Here is a 20,052-nt window from a genome sequence, read left to right as displayed (position 1 = left end):
ACTGCAGTCCCAACAGTGGGACGACGACGTGGAAGATGCCGAAGAGCTGTAACTGCTCTTCGCGTCATTTCTCCAAGTGTCTTCCAAGTCATTGTTTTAAATATTCCTCTGCTTTACTTTCTGCAAAGATCGCCTTGCGGTAACTGCCGGGCGCAGCGCCTGTCCAGCGCTTGAAGGCGCGCTGAAAGGCCTCCGGCGATGAGAACCCCAGCAGGAAGGAAATCTCCCCCAACGCCATTTCGGTATCGCGGATGTAGGTCACCGCGAGGTCGCGGCGCATGTCGTCAATGATGTTCTGATAGCCTGTTCCGGCCTCCTGCTGGAGCCGCCGTCGCAGGGTCCAGGCGGGTAGTCCGAGCGCTGTGGCAACCTCTGCCAGCGTTGGCGGCTGGCCGTCCAGCTGAGGCGCAACCAGAGCCTCGACCCGCTCACGCAGTCCCCTATGGCGGGTCAGTTCGCTCAGGCGCTGCCGGCACAGCTCGCGCAGATCGGCGTGGGTGGCGGCGGCGCTTTGCTCCAACGGCAGGTCGAGGCTACGCGGCTCCCAGACAATCTGGTTGTGTGACTGCTCGAAATGCACAGGACAGCCGAATACCGCTTCATAGCGGGCGGCATAGGGCGGCGCCGGAAACTCGATGTGTACCTCGCGCAGCTGCGCCCTCCCGCCGGTCAGATCACGGCCGATCCGGGCCCGCGCCGCCAGCGCCGAGTCCACCACGAACAGGTTGAACATGTTGTACGGGCTGATCGAGTAAAAGCGCACCGCCGGCGGCTCGAAGCTGGAGTGGCCGCGGTAATTCTGGCTACCCAGCAGCTCGAACTCGATCATGGTGCTGAAGGCGGCACGCAGGGTCGGGGCGCATTGCGCTGCCATGCCGGTCAGGCCGAGGTGGCTGATGCGGCTGGACTGGCCCATCAACAGGCCGATGGCGGGCTCGCGTGTATAGCGAATGGCCGCGTTACCCAGGCGCATGAAACGGGGAATGCTGATGCGGGCGTGGGGCTGGGCGAGCAGCTCGTCGGTGATTCTGAAACGGCTCAACAGTGGCGCCGGGTCGTGGCCGAGTTGCTGTACGACCTCGCGCAGGCTGAGCAGATAACCAACGGAGATATCACCGAGTTTCATGGCGTGTGGGGGTCGCTGTGGAAGGTCGCACGCCAGTGTAATTCAGGGTTATGAAAGTGTCACTTCGGGTTATTGAGTAAGCACCCGGCTGGGCCTATTGTTGGCTCCACAACGAGGCGCCGGACAGGTATCCGCCGCGCCGATCCTGATGATGCCGGAGTAACCGATGAGCGAACAATCTCTGTATCCGCACCTGCTGGCCCCGCTGGACCTGGGCTTTACCACGCTGCGCAACCGTACCCTGATGGGGTCAATGCATACCGGTCTGGAAGAACGTCCGAACGGTTTCAACCGCCAGGCGGCCTACTTTGCCGAGCGCGCCCGTGGGGGTGCCGGCCTTATCGTTACCGGTGGTATTGGTCCGAACGAGGAGGGCTGCGTTGCCCATGGCGCGGCCAAGATGACCACGCCGGAAGAAGCGGCCCAGCACAAGGTGATCACTGACGCTGTGCACGCCGAAGGCGGCAAGATCTGCATGCAGATTCTGCACGCAGGCCGTTACGCCTACAGCCCCAAGCAGGTCTCTGCCAGTGCGGTACAGGCGCCGATCAACCCGTTCACCCCCAAGGAGCTGGACGAGGAAGGGATCGAAAGGCAGATTGCCGACTTTGCCCGCTGCGCCGCACTGGCCAAGGAAGCGGGTTATGACGGCGTCGAAGTCATGGGCTCGGAAGGCTACTTCATCAACCAGTTTCTGGTTGCCCACGTCAACAAGCGTACCGACCGCTGGGGCGGCAGCTACGAGAACCGCATGCGCCTGCCGGTCGAGATCGTGCGCCGCGTACGCGAGGCGGTCGGCCCGGAATTCATCATCATCTATCGCCTGTCGATGCTCGATCTGGTCGAGGGCGGCAGCACCTGGGATGAGATCGTCATGCTCGCCAAGGCGATTGAGAAGGCCGGTGCGACCATCATCAACACCGGGATCGGCTGGCATGAAGCGCGGATTCCGACCATCGCCACCAAGGTGCCGCGTGGTGCCTTCGCCAAGGTGACCGCCAAGCTCAAGGGCGAGGTCTCGATCCCGCTGGTCACCACCAACCGCATCAATACCCCGGAACTGGCCGATCAACTGCTGGCTGACGGCGCGGCTGACATGATCTCCATGGCGCGCCCGTTCCTGGCGGACCCCGAGTTCGTCAACAAGGCTGCTGCTGGCCGTGCCGACGAGATCAATACCTGTATCGGCTGCAATCAGGCCTGCCTGGACCACACCTTTGGCGGCAAGCTGACCAGCTGTCTGGTCAACCCGCGAGCCTGCCACGAGACCGAGCTGAACTTTATCCCGACCACCCAGGTGAAGAACATTGCGGTAGTGGGTGCAGGCCCGGCCGGTCTGGCCGCTGCCACCGTGGCTGCCGAGCGCGGCCATCAGGTCACCCTGTTTGATTCGGCCGACAAGATCGGCGGTCAGTTCAACATCGCCAAGCTTATCCCGGGCAAGGAAGAGTTCTACGAGACCCTGCGTTACTTCGGCAAGCGGATCGAGAAGACCGGCGTCAAGCTGGAGCTTAACCGCCGTGTTGATGCGAGCGATCTGACGGAGTTTGACGAAGTCATTCTCGCCACCGGTATCGTGCCGCGCACACCGGATATTCCCGGTATCGACCATCCCAAGGTGATCAGCTATCTGGATGCCATCCTGCAGCGCAAGCCGGTTGGCCATAAGGTCGCCGTGATCGGCGCCGGCGGTATCGGCTTTGACGTTTCGGAGATGATCACCCACCAGGGCATCAGCCCAAGCCAGGATATCGACCTGTTCTGGAAGGAATGGGGTATTGATCCGGAGCTGAAGGCGCGTGGCGGCATTGCCGGCATTACCCCGCAACCGCATCCGCCGGCCCGTGAGGTCTACCTGCTGCAGCGCAAGAACAGCAAGGTCGGCAATGGGCTGGGCAAAACCACCGGCTGGATTCACCGTGCGGGCCTGAAGAGCAAGCAGGTGCAGATGCTCAACTCGGTCAACTATCTGAAGATTGACGACGAGGGCCTGCATATCCGCATTGGCGAAAACGGGGAGCCGAAGGTGCTGCCGGTTGACACCATTATCCTCTGTGCCGGTCAGGAGCCGCTGCGCGAGTTGCAGGATGGCCTGGTTGCCGCCGGCAAGACCGTTCATCTGATCGGTGGCGCCGACGTGGCGGCCGAGCTGGATGCCAAGCGTGCCATCGATCAGGGCTCGCGTCTGGCGGCCGCGCTCTGATCGGTCTGACGTAATCCGTGCGCAGCGCCCGGTTATCGGGCGCTGCCGTTTGCATCCGTTCTGCGACGGATGTCCGCTTTTTCCCTTCAACAGCGCCGAGCCTGCCGATCGCTTGCCAAGTCGATCACACACCTGAATGAACCTTTTGCCTACACTTGTTGCCTGAGAAATCGCGGGGTGCATTCGCCCTGAAAAAGGCGCACATTGATGCTCGGGGCAAGGAGAAAAGGTCATGAATACGCCAACAAAGCCGCTGTTGACCGAGGCGGTCATGTTCTTTTCGGAGCGGGGCATCTGCAAGGAGATGCTGTTCCCCGAGTTCGAGGCATTGCTGGATGGTCTGGTGGCAGCACCCGAGCACGCCGATGAAACCGTGCAGGCGGTGTTTCTGCAGATCAATACCCGGCTGCACGTGCGCGCTGCGGTGTTCTTCAATATCGACTTTGACCTCGATGGCTACGTCAATCGCCTGTGGAACCTGCCGCTGCGGCAAATCGCCGAGCGCGGTGATCGCGGCCCGGATATGGGCGGCGGCCCGATTCGGCTGGTCTGTCTCGGGTTCAACAAGCAGCCGCAGTATCGGGCAATGCTGTGGAAGCCGGGCACGCGCGGCAACAGCAATGATCTGGCGCTGGTCAAGGAAGCTGTTGCCAACAACGCACTGGGTATTCTTGGCGAGGATGAGGAGGCGATTCGCTACATCGCGCCCGAGCGCCTGCACATGGCGGCCGAAGACACCTGGTACGGTGGCGGGCAGGTCAATGATGTGGATGACCTCATCCCGTTGACGTCCACGCGACCTGTGGCACCGAGTGGTGCAGGCGAGCTTCAGCAACTACGTGAACAGCATGCGCGGGAAGTACGCGACCTGCGCCAGCAGATCGATACGCTGACTACGCGAATCAAGGCCATGGCCATCGAGAAGGATCAGGCACTGGTCGAGCTCAAAGGCATCCACGCTGATCATCTCGAGATTGTTCAGGGCGAGTTGCTGGACATCAAGCAGGAACTGGCTGAGCAGCAGCGGATCAACGCTGCCCTCAAGCGTGAGCTGGGCAAGGTGCAAAATCGGACCGCAAGCGATCACGAATAACCTCCGCAGCGCCAGGGCGGGTTCAGCCGTTCGGCCAGTTATTACCTACACATAGCAGTCGTTCGCTTGCCAGTGGTGGCTGGTCCGCAGTACAGAACATCACGGCGCGGCGCTCTCCTGCGCGCTCGCTTATTCTGCCCATCTGATGTACGTCCAGATCTGCTCCGTCTTCTGGCTGAGGCGGCATCAACCACGCCTTGTGAGCCATGGGTTGCCAGCGATGCGTGGGGGCCAGCGATTTCAACTCATGTTGATGACACCAGTGCAGCGGTGCGGCGAGCGGTTGCTGACCCTCTACCGGAGGTACCTGCCGAAGCAGGTGCTGAAACAGCCCTCCCTGCAGCCAGGCGGCCGAGCAGTCCGGCAGGGGCAGCGCGCGATGGGCCGTCGCCAGTTCCGGTAGTCGCGCCGCCAGCGGCAGCTGGTGTTCACGCAGCCGCTGCAGTTTGCTGGCCAGATTGTCGCGCGGATCCACGCCCCACCAGATGGCAGGATCACTGACAGCGCTGTCAGTTGAATGCAGCTCGGGTCTGGCGAGATAAAACTTGATCGCCAGTTCGAGGTGAACCACGGCGCCATCGGCCGCCTCAATGATCAGGTCCAGTTCGCCATAGGTGTGCGCGCCGTCACGCAGGGCCAGATTGTGGGCCAGGATGCGGGTGTCGGGAGCAAGGCTGAGCAGGGCATGCCAGAGGTGTTCGTAATAAGTGCCCAGACGACGGTCCGGTGATTCGCCGAGCAGCGCGTCGAGCGCAGCAGGGGCCTGGTCCAGGGTCTGTAGGGCGTGCAGCAATTGCTCGGGATCGTCCCGCCATGCGCTGCCTTGCAGCGGGTCGCGCATGGGCAGCAGCCGGTCGTTGAGCAGGGGCGGGCTGAAGGCAATCCAGGCCATGTCGCGGACGTTGGCGTGTGCAAAGACGGGCAGCATGAAACCTCTCGTATTTGCCAGCCCAGGCTGGCTGCGGAATAATCGGCGCTCGTCCGCTCAGTCTCGGGCATCTCTGACACGAACGCAAAGAGGTGGTATGGATCAGTTCCGCAATATCGGTCTCATCGGACGCCTCGGCAGCGGGCGGGTGGTCGATACCCTCAAACGCCTCAAGCGCTTTCTGCTCGATACCGGGCATACGGTAATCCTGGAGGATGCGGTGGCGGATCTGCTCCCCGGTCATCAGCAGCAGGTTTGTTCGCGCAAGATGATGGGGGAGATCTGCGATCTGGTGATCGTGGTGGGCGGTGACGGCAGCTTGCTTGGCGCGGCCCGGGCGCTGTGCCGCTACAACATTCCGGTGCTGGGGGTTAACCGTGGCGGCCTCGGCTTTCTGACCGATATTCCGCCGGACGAACTGGAACAGAAGGTTGGCGATGTGCTGGCCGGCCAGTACATGGTCGAGACCCGCTTTCTGCTGGACGCCTTCGTGCGTCGCGGCGAGGAGCAGCTGGGTACCAGCGAGGCGCTGAACGATGTGCTGCTGCATCCGGGCAAGTCGGCGCGGATGATCGAGTTTGAGCTGTATGTGGACGGCCAGTTTGTCTACAGCCAGAAATCCGATGGCCTGATTGTCGCCACCCCGACCGGATCTACCGCCTATGCGCTGTCGGCCGGTGGCCCGATCATGCATCCGAAGCTGGATGCTGTGGTGCTGGTGCCGATGTTCCCGCACACGCTGTCGAGCCGACCGATCGTGGTCGATGGCAACAGCGAACTCAAGATCATTATCTCCAAGCAGAGCGGTATCTATCCGCAGGTCAGCTGTGATGGCCAGGTGCACATCTCCTGTGCGCCCGGTGACAGCATTACCATCCGCAAGAAGCCGCAGAAGCTGCGTCTGCTGCATCCGCTGGATCACAACTTCTACGCGATCTGTCGCAGCAAGCTCGGCTGGTCCAGCCGGCTGACTGAGCAGTAGGCTACGGATGGTCGAGAATCAGGGTTACGACATCATTGGCGATGTGCACGGTTGTGCGCATACGCTGGAGCGCCTGCTCGAGCTGATGGGCTATCGGGTGCAGGCCGGCGTCTGGCGCCACCCGCAGCGCAAGGCGCTGTTTCTTGGCGACATTATTGACCGTGGTCCGCGTATTCGCGAGGCATTGCATCTGGTCCATGGCATGGTCGAGGCGGGTGAAGCGCAGTGCATCATGGGCAACCATGAGTTCAATGCCCTGTGCTGGGAAACCCGCGCACCGGCCGGCAGTGGCCGCGAGTATCTGCGTGAGCACAACGAGCGCCACCTGCGTCAGATCGGCGACACCCTGGAGCAGTTTGCAAACTGGCCGCAGGAGTGGCGCGACTTTGTCGGCTGGTTCGGCCAGCTACCGCTGTTTCTCGATTTTGGTCTGTTCCGTATGGTGCATGCCTGCTGGGACGCCCGGCTGATACAGCCGCTGCGTGAGCAGTATCCGGATGGGCGGGTGGATCGCGAGTTCATCGAAGCCTCGGTGGAGCGGGGCAGCTTTGCCGCCCAGACCTTTGACCGACTGCTGCGTGGCACCGACATGCGCTTGCCGCACGGCATGACCATGACCGGCAAGGACGGCTTTACCCGCGCCTTTTTCCGGACCAAGTTCTGGGAAGAAGCGCCGCTGACCTACGGCGACGTGGTATTTCAACCTGATGCGCTGCCCACCGAGATTGCCGCCAGACCGCTCAGCGAGGATCAGCGCGCCGAGTTGCTGATCTATGGTCCGGAACAGCCGATGCTGTTTGTGGGTCATTACTGGCAGCAGGGGCGGCCGCATCCGATTCGCTCCAATCTGGCCTGCCTGGATTACAGCGCGGTCAAGTACGGCAAGCTGGTGGCCTATCGGTGGGACGGCGAGCGCCATCTGGATCGCGACCACTTTGTCTGGGTCGACGTTCCCAGGCTCGATTGAGGTGTTTCATGCTCAAGGCGTTGACCTGTCAGCTCGATGAGGACCTGTCGCCGCTGGTGCGTTTTCTGCGCAGTCATGGCGTGGTACACCGAGTGGTGGAAGAGGGTGGCATGCAGGTGGTCTGGGTGGTCGACGAAGCGGCCGCCCAGATTGTTCGCGCCGCCTACGCGCAGGGGCCGCAAGCGCTTGCGGACAGCCCGGCGCCGCAGCGCCCGTCCAGCCAGGCAGTGCAGTTCTGGCGCCGGGCACATCGGTTGATACCGGTTACCCTGGCGGTACTGGCGCTTACCGCTGTGGTGGCATTGCTGACCGGCCTTGGCGGCGACGCGCGTGGCATTGTGATGTTTACCTTTACGCCGCTGGAAGACTCCGGCTACCTGGCGGCGCAGCCCGACATGGCCCAGTGGTGGCGGTTGATTACACCGATCTTCCTGCACTTCGGTGTAATGCATCTGGCGTTCAATGCACTCTGGTACTGGGAGCTGGGTCGGCGTATCGAGATGCGCTCCGGCGGGTTCTGGCTGCTCGGGCTGACGCTGCTTATCGGCGTGCTTTCCAACACCGCCCAGTGGCTGTGGAGTGGCAGCAGCCTGTTTGGCGGGCTCTCCGGCGTGCTCTATGGCCTGCTGGGCTACTGTTGGGTTTACCAGAAGCTCGCGCCCAACGTGTTTTTTGATCTGCCACGCGGCGTGGTCATCATGATGCTGGCGTGGCTGGTGCTGTGCATGACCGGGCTGATCACGCTGCTGGGCTTTGGTGCCATTGCAAACGCGGCGCATGTCAGCGGCTTTGTTGCCGGGTGCGCCATTGGCGCCGTGGCCGGAACGCTGCAGCGGCTGCGGTGAGCGAGTACAATAGCGGTTTTTCATCATTCCAGCGGGAGGCGCGATGACCACTTTCATCGATATGCTGCGCAACATCACCCCTGATATTTATCAGAGCCTCAAGCTCGCTGTGGAGATCGGCAAGTGGCCGGATGGCCGCAAGCTGACGCAAGAGCAGAAGGAGCTGTGCCTTCAGGCGATGATTGCCTGGGAACAGGACAACCTGCCGGAAGAGGAGCGTACCGGTTACATGGGGCCGCAGAGCTGCAAGTCGCAGCAGAAAGAGGTGCCGAACATCCTGTTTTCGACCGGTTCGGAGACCCTGCATTGAGTCTTTTGCAGTTCGAAGGCAACGTCAGCAAGATGATCGGTCTGCTCGATACAGCCGACGCTCCGGTCGATTACAGTCTGCCCATTGGTGAGGAGCGGGTGCCGCTGAACGGCCTGCTGGGCAAGACCATACGGCTGGAGGCCATGGGGCCGATTCACTGTGTGCACTGCGGCCGCAAGACCAAGAAGAGCTTTAATCAGGGTTACTGCTACCCCTGCTTTACCAAGCTGGCGCAGTGCGACAGCTGCATCATGAGCCCGGAAAAGTGCCATTACGACCAGGGTACCTGTCGTGAGCCGGCCTGGGGCGAGCAGTTCTGCATGACCGACCATATCGTTTATCTGGCCAATTCCTCGGGCCTGAAGGTGGGCATTACCCGGGCCTCTCAGGTGCCGACCCGCTGGGTCGATCAGGGGGCCAGTCAGGCGTTGCCTATCCTGCGCGTCGCTACCCGCCAGCAATCCGGTCTGGTGGAAGACTTGCTGCGTCAGCAGGTGGCAGACAAGACCAACTGGCGTGCCCTGCTCAAGGGCGACCCCGAGCCGCTGGACCTGTGCGCCGAGCGTGATCGCCTGCTCGATAATGCCGAGGCCGGCATAGCCGAGCTGCAGGCGCGATTCGGGCTGCAGGCCGTGCAGCTATTGCCGCAGGCCGAGGCGCTGGAGATTCGTTATCCGGTCGAGCAGTACGTTGCCAAGCCGCAGTCGGCCAACCTGGACAAGGAGCCGGTGCTGGAAGGCACTCTGCTCGGCATCAAGGGGCAGTATCTGCTGCTCGACACCGCAGTCATCAATATTCGCAAGTACACAGCCTATCAGTTGGCCTTCAGCGCCAGTTGAGCCATTTCGGCAGGGCCGCCCTGCAGCGGGGCGGCCGAACATGAATTCAGCGGCCGGTCCGGCCGCAGCGGAGCCTGAACATGCGTACCGAACAACCAAAGACGATATACCTCAAGGATTACAAGGCGCCGGATTACTGGATCGACGAGACCCAGCTGACCTTCGAGCTGTTTGAAGATCATGCATTGGTGCACAGCCGTCTGGCCCTGCGCCTGAATACCGAACGCCATGCCGAGACCGCCTTGCCGCCGCTGGTGCTGGACGGCCAGCAACTGGAGCTGCAAAAGGTGGTACTGGACGAGCAGGAGCTGGGCGAGGGCGCCTACCAGGTCGACAGTGACAGCCTGACCCTGCAACCGTCCCGCGCGCAATTCGAACTGGCCCTAACTACCCGTATCGAGCCGCAGAACAACACTGCGCTGGAAGGGCTGTACAAGTCTGGCAGCATGTTCTGCACCCAGTGCGAGGCCGAAGGCTTTCGCAAGATTACCTACTACCTCGATCGCCCGGATGTGATGAGCCGGTTCACCACCACGGTGATCGCCGAGCGCGAGCGCTATCCGGTGCTGCTGTCGAACGGCAACCCGATTGCCTCGGGCGAGCACGAAGGCGGGCGCCACTGGGTCAGCTGGGAAGACCCGTTCCCGAAGCCGGCCTACCTGTTTGCGCTGGTCGCCGGTGACCTGTGTCTGCTGCAGGACAGCTTCACCACCATGAGCGGGCGTACCATTGACCTACGCATCTACGTCGAGCCGGAAAACCGCACCCAGTGCGACCACGCGATGGACAGCCTCAAGCGCTCCATGCGCTGGGACGAAGAGGTCTATGGCCGCGAGTACGATCTGGACATCTTCATGATCGTCGCGGTCAACGACTTCAACATGGGCGCGATGGAGAACAAGGGCCTCAATATCTTCAACTCCAGCTGTGTGCTGGCCCACCAGGACACGGCCACTGATATGGCCTTCCAGCGGGTTGAAGCGGTGGTGGCGCACGAGTACTTCCACAACTGGTCGGGCAATCGGGTGACTTGCCGCGACTGGTTCCAGCTGTCGCTCAAGGAGGGCTTTACCGTCTTCCGCGACTCGGAGTTTTCTGCCGACATGAACTCGCGCACGGTCAAGCGCATCGAGGATGTCACCTTCCTGCGGGCCAACCAGTTCGCCGAGGACGCCGGCCCGATGGCGCATCCGGTACGCCCGGACTCCTTTATCGAGATATCCAACTTCTACACCCTGACCGTGTACGAGAAGGGCGCCGAAGTGGTGCGCATGCTGCACACCCTGTTGGGCGAAGAGGGCTTCCGCAAGGGCACGGACCTGTATTTCGAGCGCCACGATGGTCAGGCGGTCACCTGCGACGACTTTATCAAGGCGCTGGAAGACGCCAACGGTGCCGACTTTACCCAGTTCAAGCGCTGGTACAGCCAGGCCGGCACCCCGCGCCTGAATGTGCGCAGCGAGTACGACGCGGCCAGTCGCGAGTATCGCCTGCATTTCAGCCAGGTCTGCCCGCCGACGCCGGGTCAGCCCGAGAAACAACCGCAGGTGATCCCGGTACGCATGGCGCTGCTGGATCGTGACGGCAACGAAATTCCGTTGCAGCTGGAGGGCAAGGCCCTTGGCAACGAGGCGGTGGTGTCGATTACCGAAGCAGAGCAGACGCTGGTGTTCGAGAATGTACCGAACTGCCCGCTGCCGTCGCTGCTGCGCGGCTTCTCCGCGCCGGTCAAGCTCAGCTACCCGTACAGCCGCGATGATCGGGTGTTTCTTGCCAAGCATGACCCGGACGGCTTCAACCGCTGGGAAGCGGCGCAGGGACTGGCGGTTGACGTGCTGCAGGGGCTGGTCGAGATTCATCGTGCCGGTCGTCCGCTGAACCTGGATCAGCGGCTGGTCGAGGTCATGCGCAGCGTGATTGCCGACGCCGAGCTGGATGCTGCCATGGTCGCGGAAATCATCCGTCTGCCCTCCGAAGCCTATCTGATCGAGCTGGCCGAGGTTGCCGACGTGGATGCCATCCACTACACCCGCGAGTGGTTGCGCCGGGCACTGGCCGAGGCACTGCGTGACGAGATGTCTGCGCGTTATCAGATTCTGGCCGCGGCCGGGTCGGGGGCGTTCAGCGCCAAGGCCGATGCCATGGCGGCGCGCAGCCTGAAAAACAGCCTGCTGAGCTATCTGATGCTGACGGGTGAGCAGCAGGTGGTGGGCTGGTGCGTGCGCCAGTTTGTCGAGGCGACCAATATGACTGACCGCCAGGCCGCGCTGGTGGCGCTGGTCAATTCGCCGTTCGAGCAGCAGCGTGAAGCGGCGCTGGCCGAGTTCGCCGAGCGCTGGGCGGAGTACCCTCTGGTCATGGACCAGTGGTTCAGCATTCAGGCTGCAGCCAGCCAGCCCGGCGCGCTGGAGCGCGTGCGCAAGCTTATGGAGCACCCGCTGTTCACCATGCGTAACCCGAACAAGGTGCGTGCGCTGATCGGCGCCTTTGCCAACCAGAACCTGATCAATTTCCATGCGCTGGACGGCAGTGGCTATGCGTTTCTGGCTGACCGGATCATTGAACTGGATCGCAGTAATCCGCAGATTGCCTCGCGGCTGGTAACGCCACTCAGCCGCTGGCGCAAGTTCGAGCCCAAGCGCCAGGAGCTGATGAAGGCGGAGCTGGCGCGCATCATGGCGCAAAGCCCGTTGTCGCCTGATGTCTATGAGGTGGTCAGCAAGTCGCTGGCTTGACCCGGCGAGCCCGCGCCCGTGTTGGGCGCGGGTCTTGAAGTCGGCCTCGATAAATGAGTTACTCAGCACACGCAAGGCCGAAATTTTAATAAAAAATTACCGAGAGGTATTTGTGCAGCGCCTTGCGGGCCTCTAATATGCCTTGTCCGCTGGAGGGATAACTGATTCGGGGGCGCCTGTGTGGGGTGCGGTCCGGGTTGATAATAAAACGTGTTCCCGTAGCGGAGCAGAAGCACCTATAAAAACAAAGAGGGGTGGTGTATGCGTAAGCCGTGCAATTGGCGCGCTCCATTCGTGGCCCGGACAGACCTGAACGCGTCGGGCAACTATCTTAAGAAAGGCTTTTCTCTCAGTGCGTTGACACAGGCCGTGATGCTATCCGGCATGATGGCACTGGGCGCCGCATCAGCCCATGCCGCTGATGTCGCCGAGGAAAGCGTTCAACCTGCAATCAAGTCGGATCTGGCAGCCCATACCCTGCTGGTCGATGCGGCCGTCGCCGGTGATCGCCTGGTTGCTGTTGGCAGCCGTGGTCACATCGTTTATTCCGATGATCAGGGCAAGACCTGGACACAGGCGAACGTCCCTGTCCGTCAGCTGCTGACAGCCGTCTACTTTGCCGACGACAAGAACGGCTGGGTGGTGGGGCACGATTCGCTGATCCTGCATACCAGTGATGCCGGAGCAAACTGGGAGATGCAATACCGCGATCCCGAGCTGGATCAACCGATTGATCCGGAAGGCCCGAGCTTGCTTGAGCGTCCGCTGATGGATGTCTGGTTCAAGAATGCCAATACCGGTTTTGCAATTGGTGCCTACGGCACCTTCCTGCGTACCGATGATGGCGGCAAAACCTGGGAAGACCGCTCCTACGACATCGATAATCCCGATGGCTTCCATTACAACGCGATCACCGCCGTCAAGGGCGCCGGCCTGATGCTGGCTGGCGAAATGGGCACCCTGTACCGCTCGCCGGACTTCGGTGATACCTGGGAAACCCTGACCGATCTGCCCTATGACGGCTCCTGGTTTGGCGCTTCCGGTACCAGCAGCGACAACGTGGTTCTGGTCTGGGGCCTGCGTGGCAACATGTTCCGCTCCACCGACTTCGGTGACACTTGGGAGCAGGTCGAGCTGCTGACGCCGAACAACGGTCCGCTGGAAGCGACCCTGCTGGGTGGTGGTCTGTCCGGTGACGGCAAGCTGGTGGTCGTCGGTGCTGGCGGCGTTGTGCTGAGCAGTACTGATGGCGGCAACAGCTTTGACGTGATGACCCGTCCTGACCGTATCGCACTGGCTTCTGCCAAGGCGCTGGGTGACGGCGAACTGCTGCTGGTCGGTCAACATGGTGTCGCCACCATGCCGGCAAGCGCCTTGAAAGCTCACTGATAATAATTACAAGCCAGGAGAATCTGGATGTCTTTTGACCAGAGTAACGCACCATTCATGGAGCGGTTGGTATTTAATAACCGCCTTGCCGTGGTGATTATTTTCTCTCTCGTGTCCCTGTTTCTGGGGTATCAGGCGCTGCAGGTGCGACCCGACACCAGCTTTGCCAAGATGATCCCGCTGGAACATCCCTATATCGTCAACATGCTTGAGCACCAGAATGATCTGGCCAACCTCGGCAACTCGATCCGCATTGCGGTCGCCATCGAAGACGGTGATATTTTCAGCACCGAGTACATGGAGACGCTCAAGCAGATCAACGACGAAGTCTTCTTCCTGCCCGGTGTAGACCGTTCGAACCTGCGTTCGCTGTGGACGCCGAACGTGCGCTGGACCGAGGTAACCGAGTACGGTTTCGACGGTGGCCCGGTAACCAACCATCCGTCCTACACCAACGAGGAGGATCTGGAAGAGCTGCGTGCCAATGTCCTGAAATCCGGTGAGATCGGTCGACTGGTCGCGAACAACTTCAAGTCGAGCATCATCGAGGTGCCGCTGCAGGAGTTCTATCCCAATCCGGACAACCAGAGCGAGCTGTTGCGTCTGGACTACAAGCAGTTCTCGCACCTGCTGGAAGAGAAGATTCGTGATCGCTTCCAGTCCGAAAACCCGAACATCAAGATTCACATTGTCGGTTTCGCCAAAAAGGTGGGTGATCTGATCGATGGTCTGATCGGCGTTGTCGGCTTCTTCGGCATTGCGTTCGTCATTACCTTCGTTCTGCTGTACATGTTTACCTGGTGTATTCGCAGTACCGTATCGGTGCTGGTGACCACCGTGATTGCGGTGATCTGGCAGCTGGGTCTGATCAACCTGGTCGGTTTTGGTCTGGACCCGTATTCGATGCTGGTGCCGTTCCTGATCTTCGCCATCGGTATTTCCCACGGGGTGCAGAAAATCAACGGTATTGCCCTGCAGTCCGGTGGGGCGGATAACGCGCTGGTGGCGGCACGTCTGACCTTCCGTCAGCTGTTCCTACCGGGCATGATCGCGATTCTGGCTGACGCGGTAGGCTTTATTACCCTTTTGGTCATCAAGATCGACGTGATCCACGAACTGGCAATCGGTGCATCCATCGGTGTTGCGGTGATCGTGTTTACCAACCTGATCATGCTGCCGGTCACCATTTCCTATCTGGGCATCAGCAAGAAGGCGGTTGAACGCTCCAAGCGCGATGCGGTTCGCGAGCACCCGTTCTGGCGCTTCCTGTCCAACGTCGCTCATCCGAATGTGGCGCCCTGGATGGTCATCGTTGCTCTGGTCGCCGGTACTACCTGCTTCGTTTACCAGAAGAACAACATCAAGGTCGGTGACCTGGATGCCGGTGCGCCGGAGCTGCGTCCGGATTCGCGCTACAACAAGGACAACGATTTCATCATCCAGAACTACACCACCAGCTCCGACATTCTGGTTGTCATGGTTGCGACTCCGCCGGAGAAGTGCTCTGCCTACGAAACCATGGAAGCGATCGATCAGCTGCAGTGGAAGATGCAGAACCTGGAAGGCGTGCAGTCGGCTGTGTCTCTGGTAACCGTCGCCAAGCAGGTGATCATGGGCTCCAACGAGGGCAACCTGAAGTGGCAGGGGCTGTCGCGTAACCAGGATGTGCTGAACAACGCCATTAGCCGTGCGCCGTCGGGCATGTTCAACGCGGCCTGTTCGCTGGCTCCGGTCATGGTCTTCCTGGATGACCACAAGGCTGACACCCTCAAGCGCGCCACGGCGGCCGTCGAAGAGTTCGCAGCCGAGTACAACACCGATGACATGGAGTTCAAGCTGGCGGCCGGTAACGCCGGTATCGAGGCGGCAACCAACGAGATCATCTCCAGCTCCGAACTGCTGATTCTGGTGCTGGTGTACATCTGGGTAGGTGTGATGTGCATGATCACCTTCCGTTCGCTGCCGGCGACCATCTGTATCGTCCTGCCGCTGATCCTGACCTCGGTGCTGGGTAACGCGCTGATGGCCTTCCTCGGCATCGGCATGAAGGTGGCAACGCTGCCGGTTATCGCACTGGGCGTGGGTATCGGTGTGGACTACGGTATCTATATCTACAGCCGTCTGGAGAGCTTCCTGCGTCAAGGCATGCCGCTGCAGGAGGCCTATTACGAGACCCTGCGCTCCACTGGTAAGGCGGTACTGTTTACCGGTCTGTGTCTGGCGATCGGTGTCGCGACCTGGATCTTCTCTGCAATCAAGTTCCAGGCTGACATGGGTCTGATGCTGACCTTCATGTTCCTGGTCAACATGATCGGTGCGATGCTGCTGCTGCCGGCACTGGCGCGCTTCTTGATCAACCCGGAGAAGGTACGGAAGTCCAGCGGTAGCAAGCTGTCTCATTGATAGCTGACTGCTGTAAAGAAACCCGCCAACCGGCGGGTTTTTTTATGTCTTGGCGCCTGCTTTCAATCGCCTGTGCCACGGATTATTCGCCAGCCTGCACCAATACATCATGCATTCAATAAACTGTGTGACGAAATATTGCAGTGAAAATGCGGGCTTCTGCATTGATAACGTGATTAACAAAAGATAACCGTGAGCCGTTGGCGCCGCCTCCCCGTGCTCGTTACCATGGGCAGTCCCGTTCAATAACGGAAAGATGGATAACAATAAGGGGGAATGGTGTATGCGCGAGCCCACTCGTTGGCGCACTCAAACGACTCAACTGGCCTTTGCCATCGGCCAGCGGGCGCAGTTCCGCAAGCAATCCTTTGCTGCACGTGTGCTCAAGGCCGCTGGCCTGGGCGCTGTACTGATGACCGCATCAATCACACCCGCTCTGGCTGCCGATACCGTTGCTGAAGCACCCAAGCCGGCGATCATGTCTGATCTGGCCAGTCACTCTCTGCTGCTGGATGTCGCGTCTGCCGGCGATCGTCTGGTGGCCGTGGGCAGCCGTGGCCATATTGTCTATTCGGATGATCAGGGGGCAAGCTGGACTCAGGCTGCGTCTCCGGTCCGCCAACTGCTGACGGCGGTGTATTTCGCCGATGCCAATAACGGCTGGGCAGTCGGCCACGATGGCGTGATCCTGCATTCCAGTGATGCCGGTGCCAGCTGGGAGCTGCAGTACCGTGACCCCGCCCTGGATGAAGCGGCCGATCCGGATGGCCCGGGCCTGCTTGAGCGCCCGCTGATGGACGTCTGGTTCCGTGATGCCAACACCGGTTTTGCCTTCGGTGCCTATGGTACTTACCTGCGCACCGATGACGCGGGCAAGACCTGGGAAGACCTGTCTTTCGACATCGATAACCCCGATGGCTTCCACTACAACGCGGTGACCGCCGTGCAAGGCACCGGCCTGTTCCTGGTTGGCGAGATGGGCACCATGTACCGTTCCCCCGACTTTGGTGACAGCTGGGAAACCCTGCAGACGTCGCCCTATGACGGTACCTGGTTCGGTACCGCCGGTACCGGTCTTGAAGGCCAGGTCGTAGTCTGGGGTCTGCGCGGCAACATGTACCGCTCGGCTGATTTCGGCGAAAGCTGGGAGCAGGTCGAGCTGCACACCCCGAACAACGGCCCGCTGGAAGCAACCCTGCTGGGTGGCAACCTGTCTGCTGACGGTTCGCTGTCGGTTGTTGGCGCCGGTGGCGTGGTAGTGACCAGCACCGATCATGGCAAGACCTTCAATGTTGCGGTTCGTCCGGACCGCGTTGCCCTGGCAACAGCCAAGCGCCTGCCAGACGGCGAGCTGGTGCTGGTCGGCCAGCAAGGCGTGGTCAAGGCGGCAGCCAACGGCCTGCCCGAAAACCAATAACAAACAGCTGCCAGGAGAGTCTGGATGTCCAAGCTTCATCAGGAAACGAGCGCTCCCTTTGTGGAACGCTTGATCTTCAACAATCGGATTGTTGTTCTTCTGCTGTTCGCGCTGCTGACCGTGTTCTTCGGTTATCAGGCTGCGCAGGTCAAGCCCGATACCAGCTTCGAGAAGATGATTCCTCTCAAGCATCCCTACATTGCCAACATGATCGCGCACGAGAACGATCTGCCGAACCTCGGCAACTCGATTCGCATCGCTGTCGAGATCAAGGATGGCGACATCTTCAGTACCGAGTACATGGAGACCCTCAAGCGGATCAACGACGAGGTGTTCTTCCTGCCCGGTGTTGACCGCTCCAACCTGCGCTCGCTGTGGACGCCGAACGTGCGCTGGACCGAGGTGACCGAATACGGTTTCGATGGTGGTCCGGTTGCCAATCGTCCGGCCTATCTGAGCGAGGCCGACCTGGAAGAGCTGCGCGAAAACGTGCTCAAGTCCGGTGAAATCGGTCGTCTGGTGGCGAACAACTTCAAGTCCACCATCATCGACATCCCGCTGCAGGAAGCGTATCCCAACCCGGAGAATCAGGGCGAACTGATTCAGCTCGACTACGGCGATTTCTCCCGTCAGCTGGAAGAGAAGATCCGCAGCGAGTTTCAGGGCGAGAACCCGAACATCCAGATTCACATTGTCGGCTTTGCCAAGAAGGTTGGTGACCTGATCGACGGCATCATCAAGGTGGTGATGTTCTTCGGTGCCGCGCTGCTGATCACCTTTGTTCTGCTGATGATGTTCACCCGCTGCCTGAAAAGCTCGATCACCACACTGGTGTGCTCGGTTATCGCGGTGGTCTGGCAGCTTGGCTTGCTGCGTACCCTGGGCTTTGGTCTGGACCCGTACTCGATTCTGGTTCCGTTCCTGGTATTTGCCATCGGTATTTCCCACGGTGTGCAGATCATCAATGGCATGGCGATCGAGTACACCAACGCCGATGACAGCCAGACCGCTGCCCGTCGCGCGTTCCGTGCACTGTACATCCCGGGCATCGTTGCACTGATTTCAGATGCGGTCGGCTTCGTAACCCTGCTGCTGATCGAGATCGAGGTCATCCGTGAGCTGGGTATCGCAGCGTCCGTGGGTGTGGGTGTGATCATCCTGACCAACCTGATGCTGCTGCCGATCCTGATGTCCTACATCGGTATCAGCCGCAAGGCGGTCGAGCGCAACCGTAACATGGCCAACCGTCCGCAAGGCCTGTGGCTCGGTGTTGCCAAGTTTGCTCATCCGACGGTCGCGCCGATTTCGGTCGTGCTGGCCATCATCGCCTTCGGCTTTGGTATCTATCACGGCAAGAACGTGGCCATCGGCGACCTGGATCCGGGTGCTCCGGAGCTGCGTGCCGACTCGCGCTACAACCTGGATAACCAGTTCATCATCGAAAACTATTCCACCAGCTCCGACATTCTGGTGGTCATGGTCAAGACGCCAGACGAGATGTGCTCGGCCTACGAGACCATGGAGGCCATCGATCAGCTGGAATGGCGGATGAACAACCTGGAAGGCGTCCAGTCGGCGGTATCGCTGGTGACGGTAGCCAAACAGGTGATCATGGGTAACAACGAGGGCAACCTGAAGTGGCAAACCCTGTCGCGTAACCAGGACAACCTGAACAACGCCATCAGCCGTGCGCCGTCGGGCATGTTCAACTCGGCCTGCTCGCTGGCTCCGGTCATGATCTTCCTGGACGATCACAAGGCAGACACCCTGAAGCGGGCGACCGCAGAAGTGGAAGCGTTCGCTGCCGAGTACAACACCGAGGACATGCAGTTCCTGCTGGCTGCCGGTAATGCCGGTATCGAAGCGGCGACCAACGTCGTGATCGAAGCGTCCCAGACCAAGATGCTGCTCACCGTATACGCGGTGGTCATCCTCATGTGTCTGATTACCTTCCGTTCGACCCGCGCGGTGCTGTGTATCATCATCCCGCTGGCCCTGACCTCGGTTCTGGCCAACGCCCTGATGGCATTCCTGGGCATCGGCGTGAAGGTGGCAACGTTGCCGGTAATTGCGCTCGGTGTGGGTATCGGTGTCGACTACGGCATCTATATCTACAGCCGTCTGGAAACCTATCTGCGTCAGGGCCTGCCGCTGCAGGAGGCCTACTATGAAACCCTGAAGACCACGGGTAAGGCCGTGACCTTCACCGGCTTCACCCTGGCCATTGGTGTGGCGACCTGGATTTTCTCCGCGATCAAGTTCCAGGCCGACATGGGTATCCTGCTGACCTTCATGTTCCTGTGGAACATGTTCGGCGCACTCTGGCTGCTGCCGGCACTGGCTCGCTTCCTGATCCGTCCGGAGAAGCTGCGTAGCTGAGTAGTTTGAGCTGCACAAAAACCGCCTTCGGGCGGTTTTTTTGTGGGGGGCGGTTCAACGCTGAGTTTCGAGATAAACGCATCTGTTGGAGGTCGTTGCTCAGCGGTCCGGGGAGGGCAGGGGTAATGCTGTCACTGGGAAGAGATAATTCGAGTAGCAGAGCTGTTTGCCGAGTTGCCGCGATCCTCATTTTTCGCCTTTCCTGGCGAGCCAAGGGGGACCGCTTGCCCGGCCCCCCTTAGCAATCCCCCCCGGGCACCCGGCTACGCGGCCCTGCGGGTTCGCTGCGTTGCTCGGTCTGGCAGGGGCCGGCAGAACTCGTCGCTACGCTCCTCAAACAGGCTGCCGTCCTTCTTCCCGCCAGCCCTGCGCTACTCGCCCGCGTAAACGGGACTAACCCCGATGCACACTCGACCATCGGTGCCGTATTGGACCG

General features: G+C 60.6%; 14 protein-coding genes. 12 read left to right on the top strand and 2 right to left on the bottom strand.

The window, feature by feature from the left end:
- Window positions 1–88 precede the first annotated feature (88 nt).
- On the bottom strand, window positions 89–1,126 hold the full coding sequence (locus tag ACZ5WQ_RS06405) for an AraC family transcriptional regulator (RefSeq protein ID WP_464383395.1): 1,038 nt from the start codon (window positions 1,124–1,126) through the stop codon (window positions 89–91).
- Between the two features lie 166 nt (window positions 1,127–1,292).
- On the opposite strand from ACZ5WQ_RS06405, the gene ACZ5WQ_RS06400 reads away from it, so the two are divergent.
- Window positions 1,293–3,329, top strand: coding sequence for an oxidoreductase (locus tag ACZ5WQ_RS06400; RefSeq protein ID WP_464383394.1), 2,037 nt, complete (start codon window positions 1,293–1,295; stop codon window positions 3,327–3,329).
- 232 nt (window positions 3,330–3,561) lie between these two features.
- On the top strand, window positions 3,562–4,422 hold the full coding sequence (locus ACZ5WQ_RS06395; protein ID WP_228246793.1) for a hypothetical protein: 861 nt from the start codon (window positions 3,562–3,564) through the stop codon (window positions 4,420–4,422).
- A gap of 22 nt (window positions 4,423–4,444) precedes the next feature.
- Here ACZ5WQ_RS06395 and ACZ5WQ_RS06390 read toward each other — a convergent pair whose 3' ends face one another.
- Window positions 4,445–5,350 (bottom strand): DUF1853 family protein, encoded by a 906-nt coding sequence (locus ACZ5WQ_RS06390; protein ID WP_464383393.1) that lies wholly within the window; start codon window positions 5,348–5,350, stop codon window positions 4,445–4,447.
- A gap of 97 nt (window positions 5,351–5,447) precedes the next feature.
- Between ACZ5WQ_RS06390 and ACZ5WQ_RS06385 the strand changes: the two genes are divergently transcribed.
- The 10 genes from ACZ5WQ_RS06385 (at window position 5,448) to ACZ5WQ_RS06340 (ending at window position 19,616) form a co-directional block, all read left to right on the top strand.
- On the top strand, window positions 5,448–6,332 hold the full coding sequence (locus ACZ5WQ_RS06385; protein ID WP_464383392.1) for an NAD(+) kinase: 885 nt from the start codon (window positions 5,448–5,450) through the stop codon (window positions 6,330–6,332).
- Window positions 6,333–6,339: 7 nt separating this feature from the next.
- Window positions 6,340–7,299: a metallophosphoesterase gene (locus ACZ5WQ_RS06380; RefSeq protein ID WP_269687245.1), complete on the top strand. Its 960-nt coding sequence runs from the start codon at window positions 6,340–6,342 to the stop codon at window positions 7,297–7,299.
- A gap of 8 nt (window positions 7,300–7,307) precedes the next feature.
- A complete protein-coding gene (locus ACZ5WQ_RS06375) occupies window positions 7,308–8,144 on the top strand; it encodes a rhomboid family intramembrane serine protease (protein WP_464383391.1) in 837 nt (278 codons plus the stop codon).
- A gap of 43 nt (window positions 8,145–8,187) precedes the next feature.
- Window positions 8,188–8,454 (top strand): YeaC family protein, encoded by a 267-nt coding sequence (locus ACZ5WQ_RS06370; protein WP_228246789.1) that lies wholly within the window; start codon window positions 8,188–8,190, stop codon window positions 8,452–8,454.
- Window positions 8,455–8,486: 32 nt separating this feature from the next.
- Window positions 8,487–9,293, top strand: coding sequence for a DUF2797 domain-containing protein (locus ACZ5WQ_RS06365; RefSeq protein ID WP_228246830.1), 807 nt, complete (start codon window positions 8,487–8,489; stop codon window positions 9,291–9,293).
- Between the two features lie 80 nt (window positions 9,294–9,373).
- Window positions 9,374–12,028: an aminopeptidase N gene (gene pepN / locus ACZ5WQ_RS06360; protein ID WP_464383390.1), complete on the top strand. Its 2,655-nt coding sequence runs from the start codon at window positions 9,374–9,376 to the stop codon at window positions 12,026–12,028.
- A 261-nt stretch (window positions 12,029–12,289) separates the two neighbouring features.
- A complete protein-coding gene (locus ACZ5WQ_RS06355; RefSeq protein WP_464383389.1) occupies window positions 12,290–13,417 on the top strand; it encodes a WD40/YVTN/BNR-like repeat-containing protein in 1,128 nt (375 codons plus the stop codon).
- A 27-nt stretch (window positions 13,418–13,444) separates the two neighbouring features.
- The gene (locus ACZ5WQ_RS06350) at window positions 13,445–15,820 is read left to right on the top strand and encodes an efflux RND transporter permease subunit (RefSeq protein WP_088274056.1); all 2,376 of its coding nucleotides are present in this window, start codon (window positions 13,445–13,447) and stop codon (window positions 15,818–15,820) included.
- A gap of 283 nt (window positions 15,821–16,103) precedes the next feature.
- On the top strand, window positions 16,104–17,237 hold the full coding sequence (locus tag ACZ5WQ_RS06345) for a YCF48-related protein (RefSeq protein WP_228246786.1): 1,134 nt from the start codon (window positions 16,104–16,106) through the stop codon (window positions 17,235–17,237).
- Between the two features lie 24 nt (window positions 17,238–17,261).
- Window positions 17,262–19,616 carry an efflux RND transporter permease subunit gene (locus ACZ5WQ_RS06340; protein WP_464383388.1) on the top strand — a complete coding sequence of 785 codons (2,355 nt, stop codon included), beginning with the start codon at window positions 17,262–17,264 and terminating at the stop codon, window positions 19,614–19,616.
- Window positions 19,617–20,052: the final 436 nt, after the last annotated feature.

It is taken from the genome of Halopseudomonas sp. T1L2, from assembly GCF_055397385.1.
This window is presented reverse-complemented; position numbering and strand designations above follow the sequence as displayed.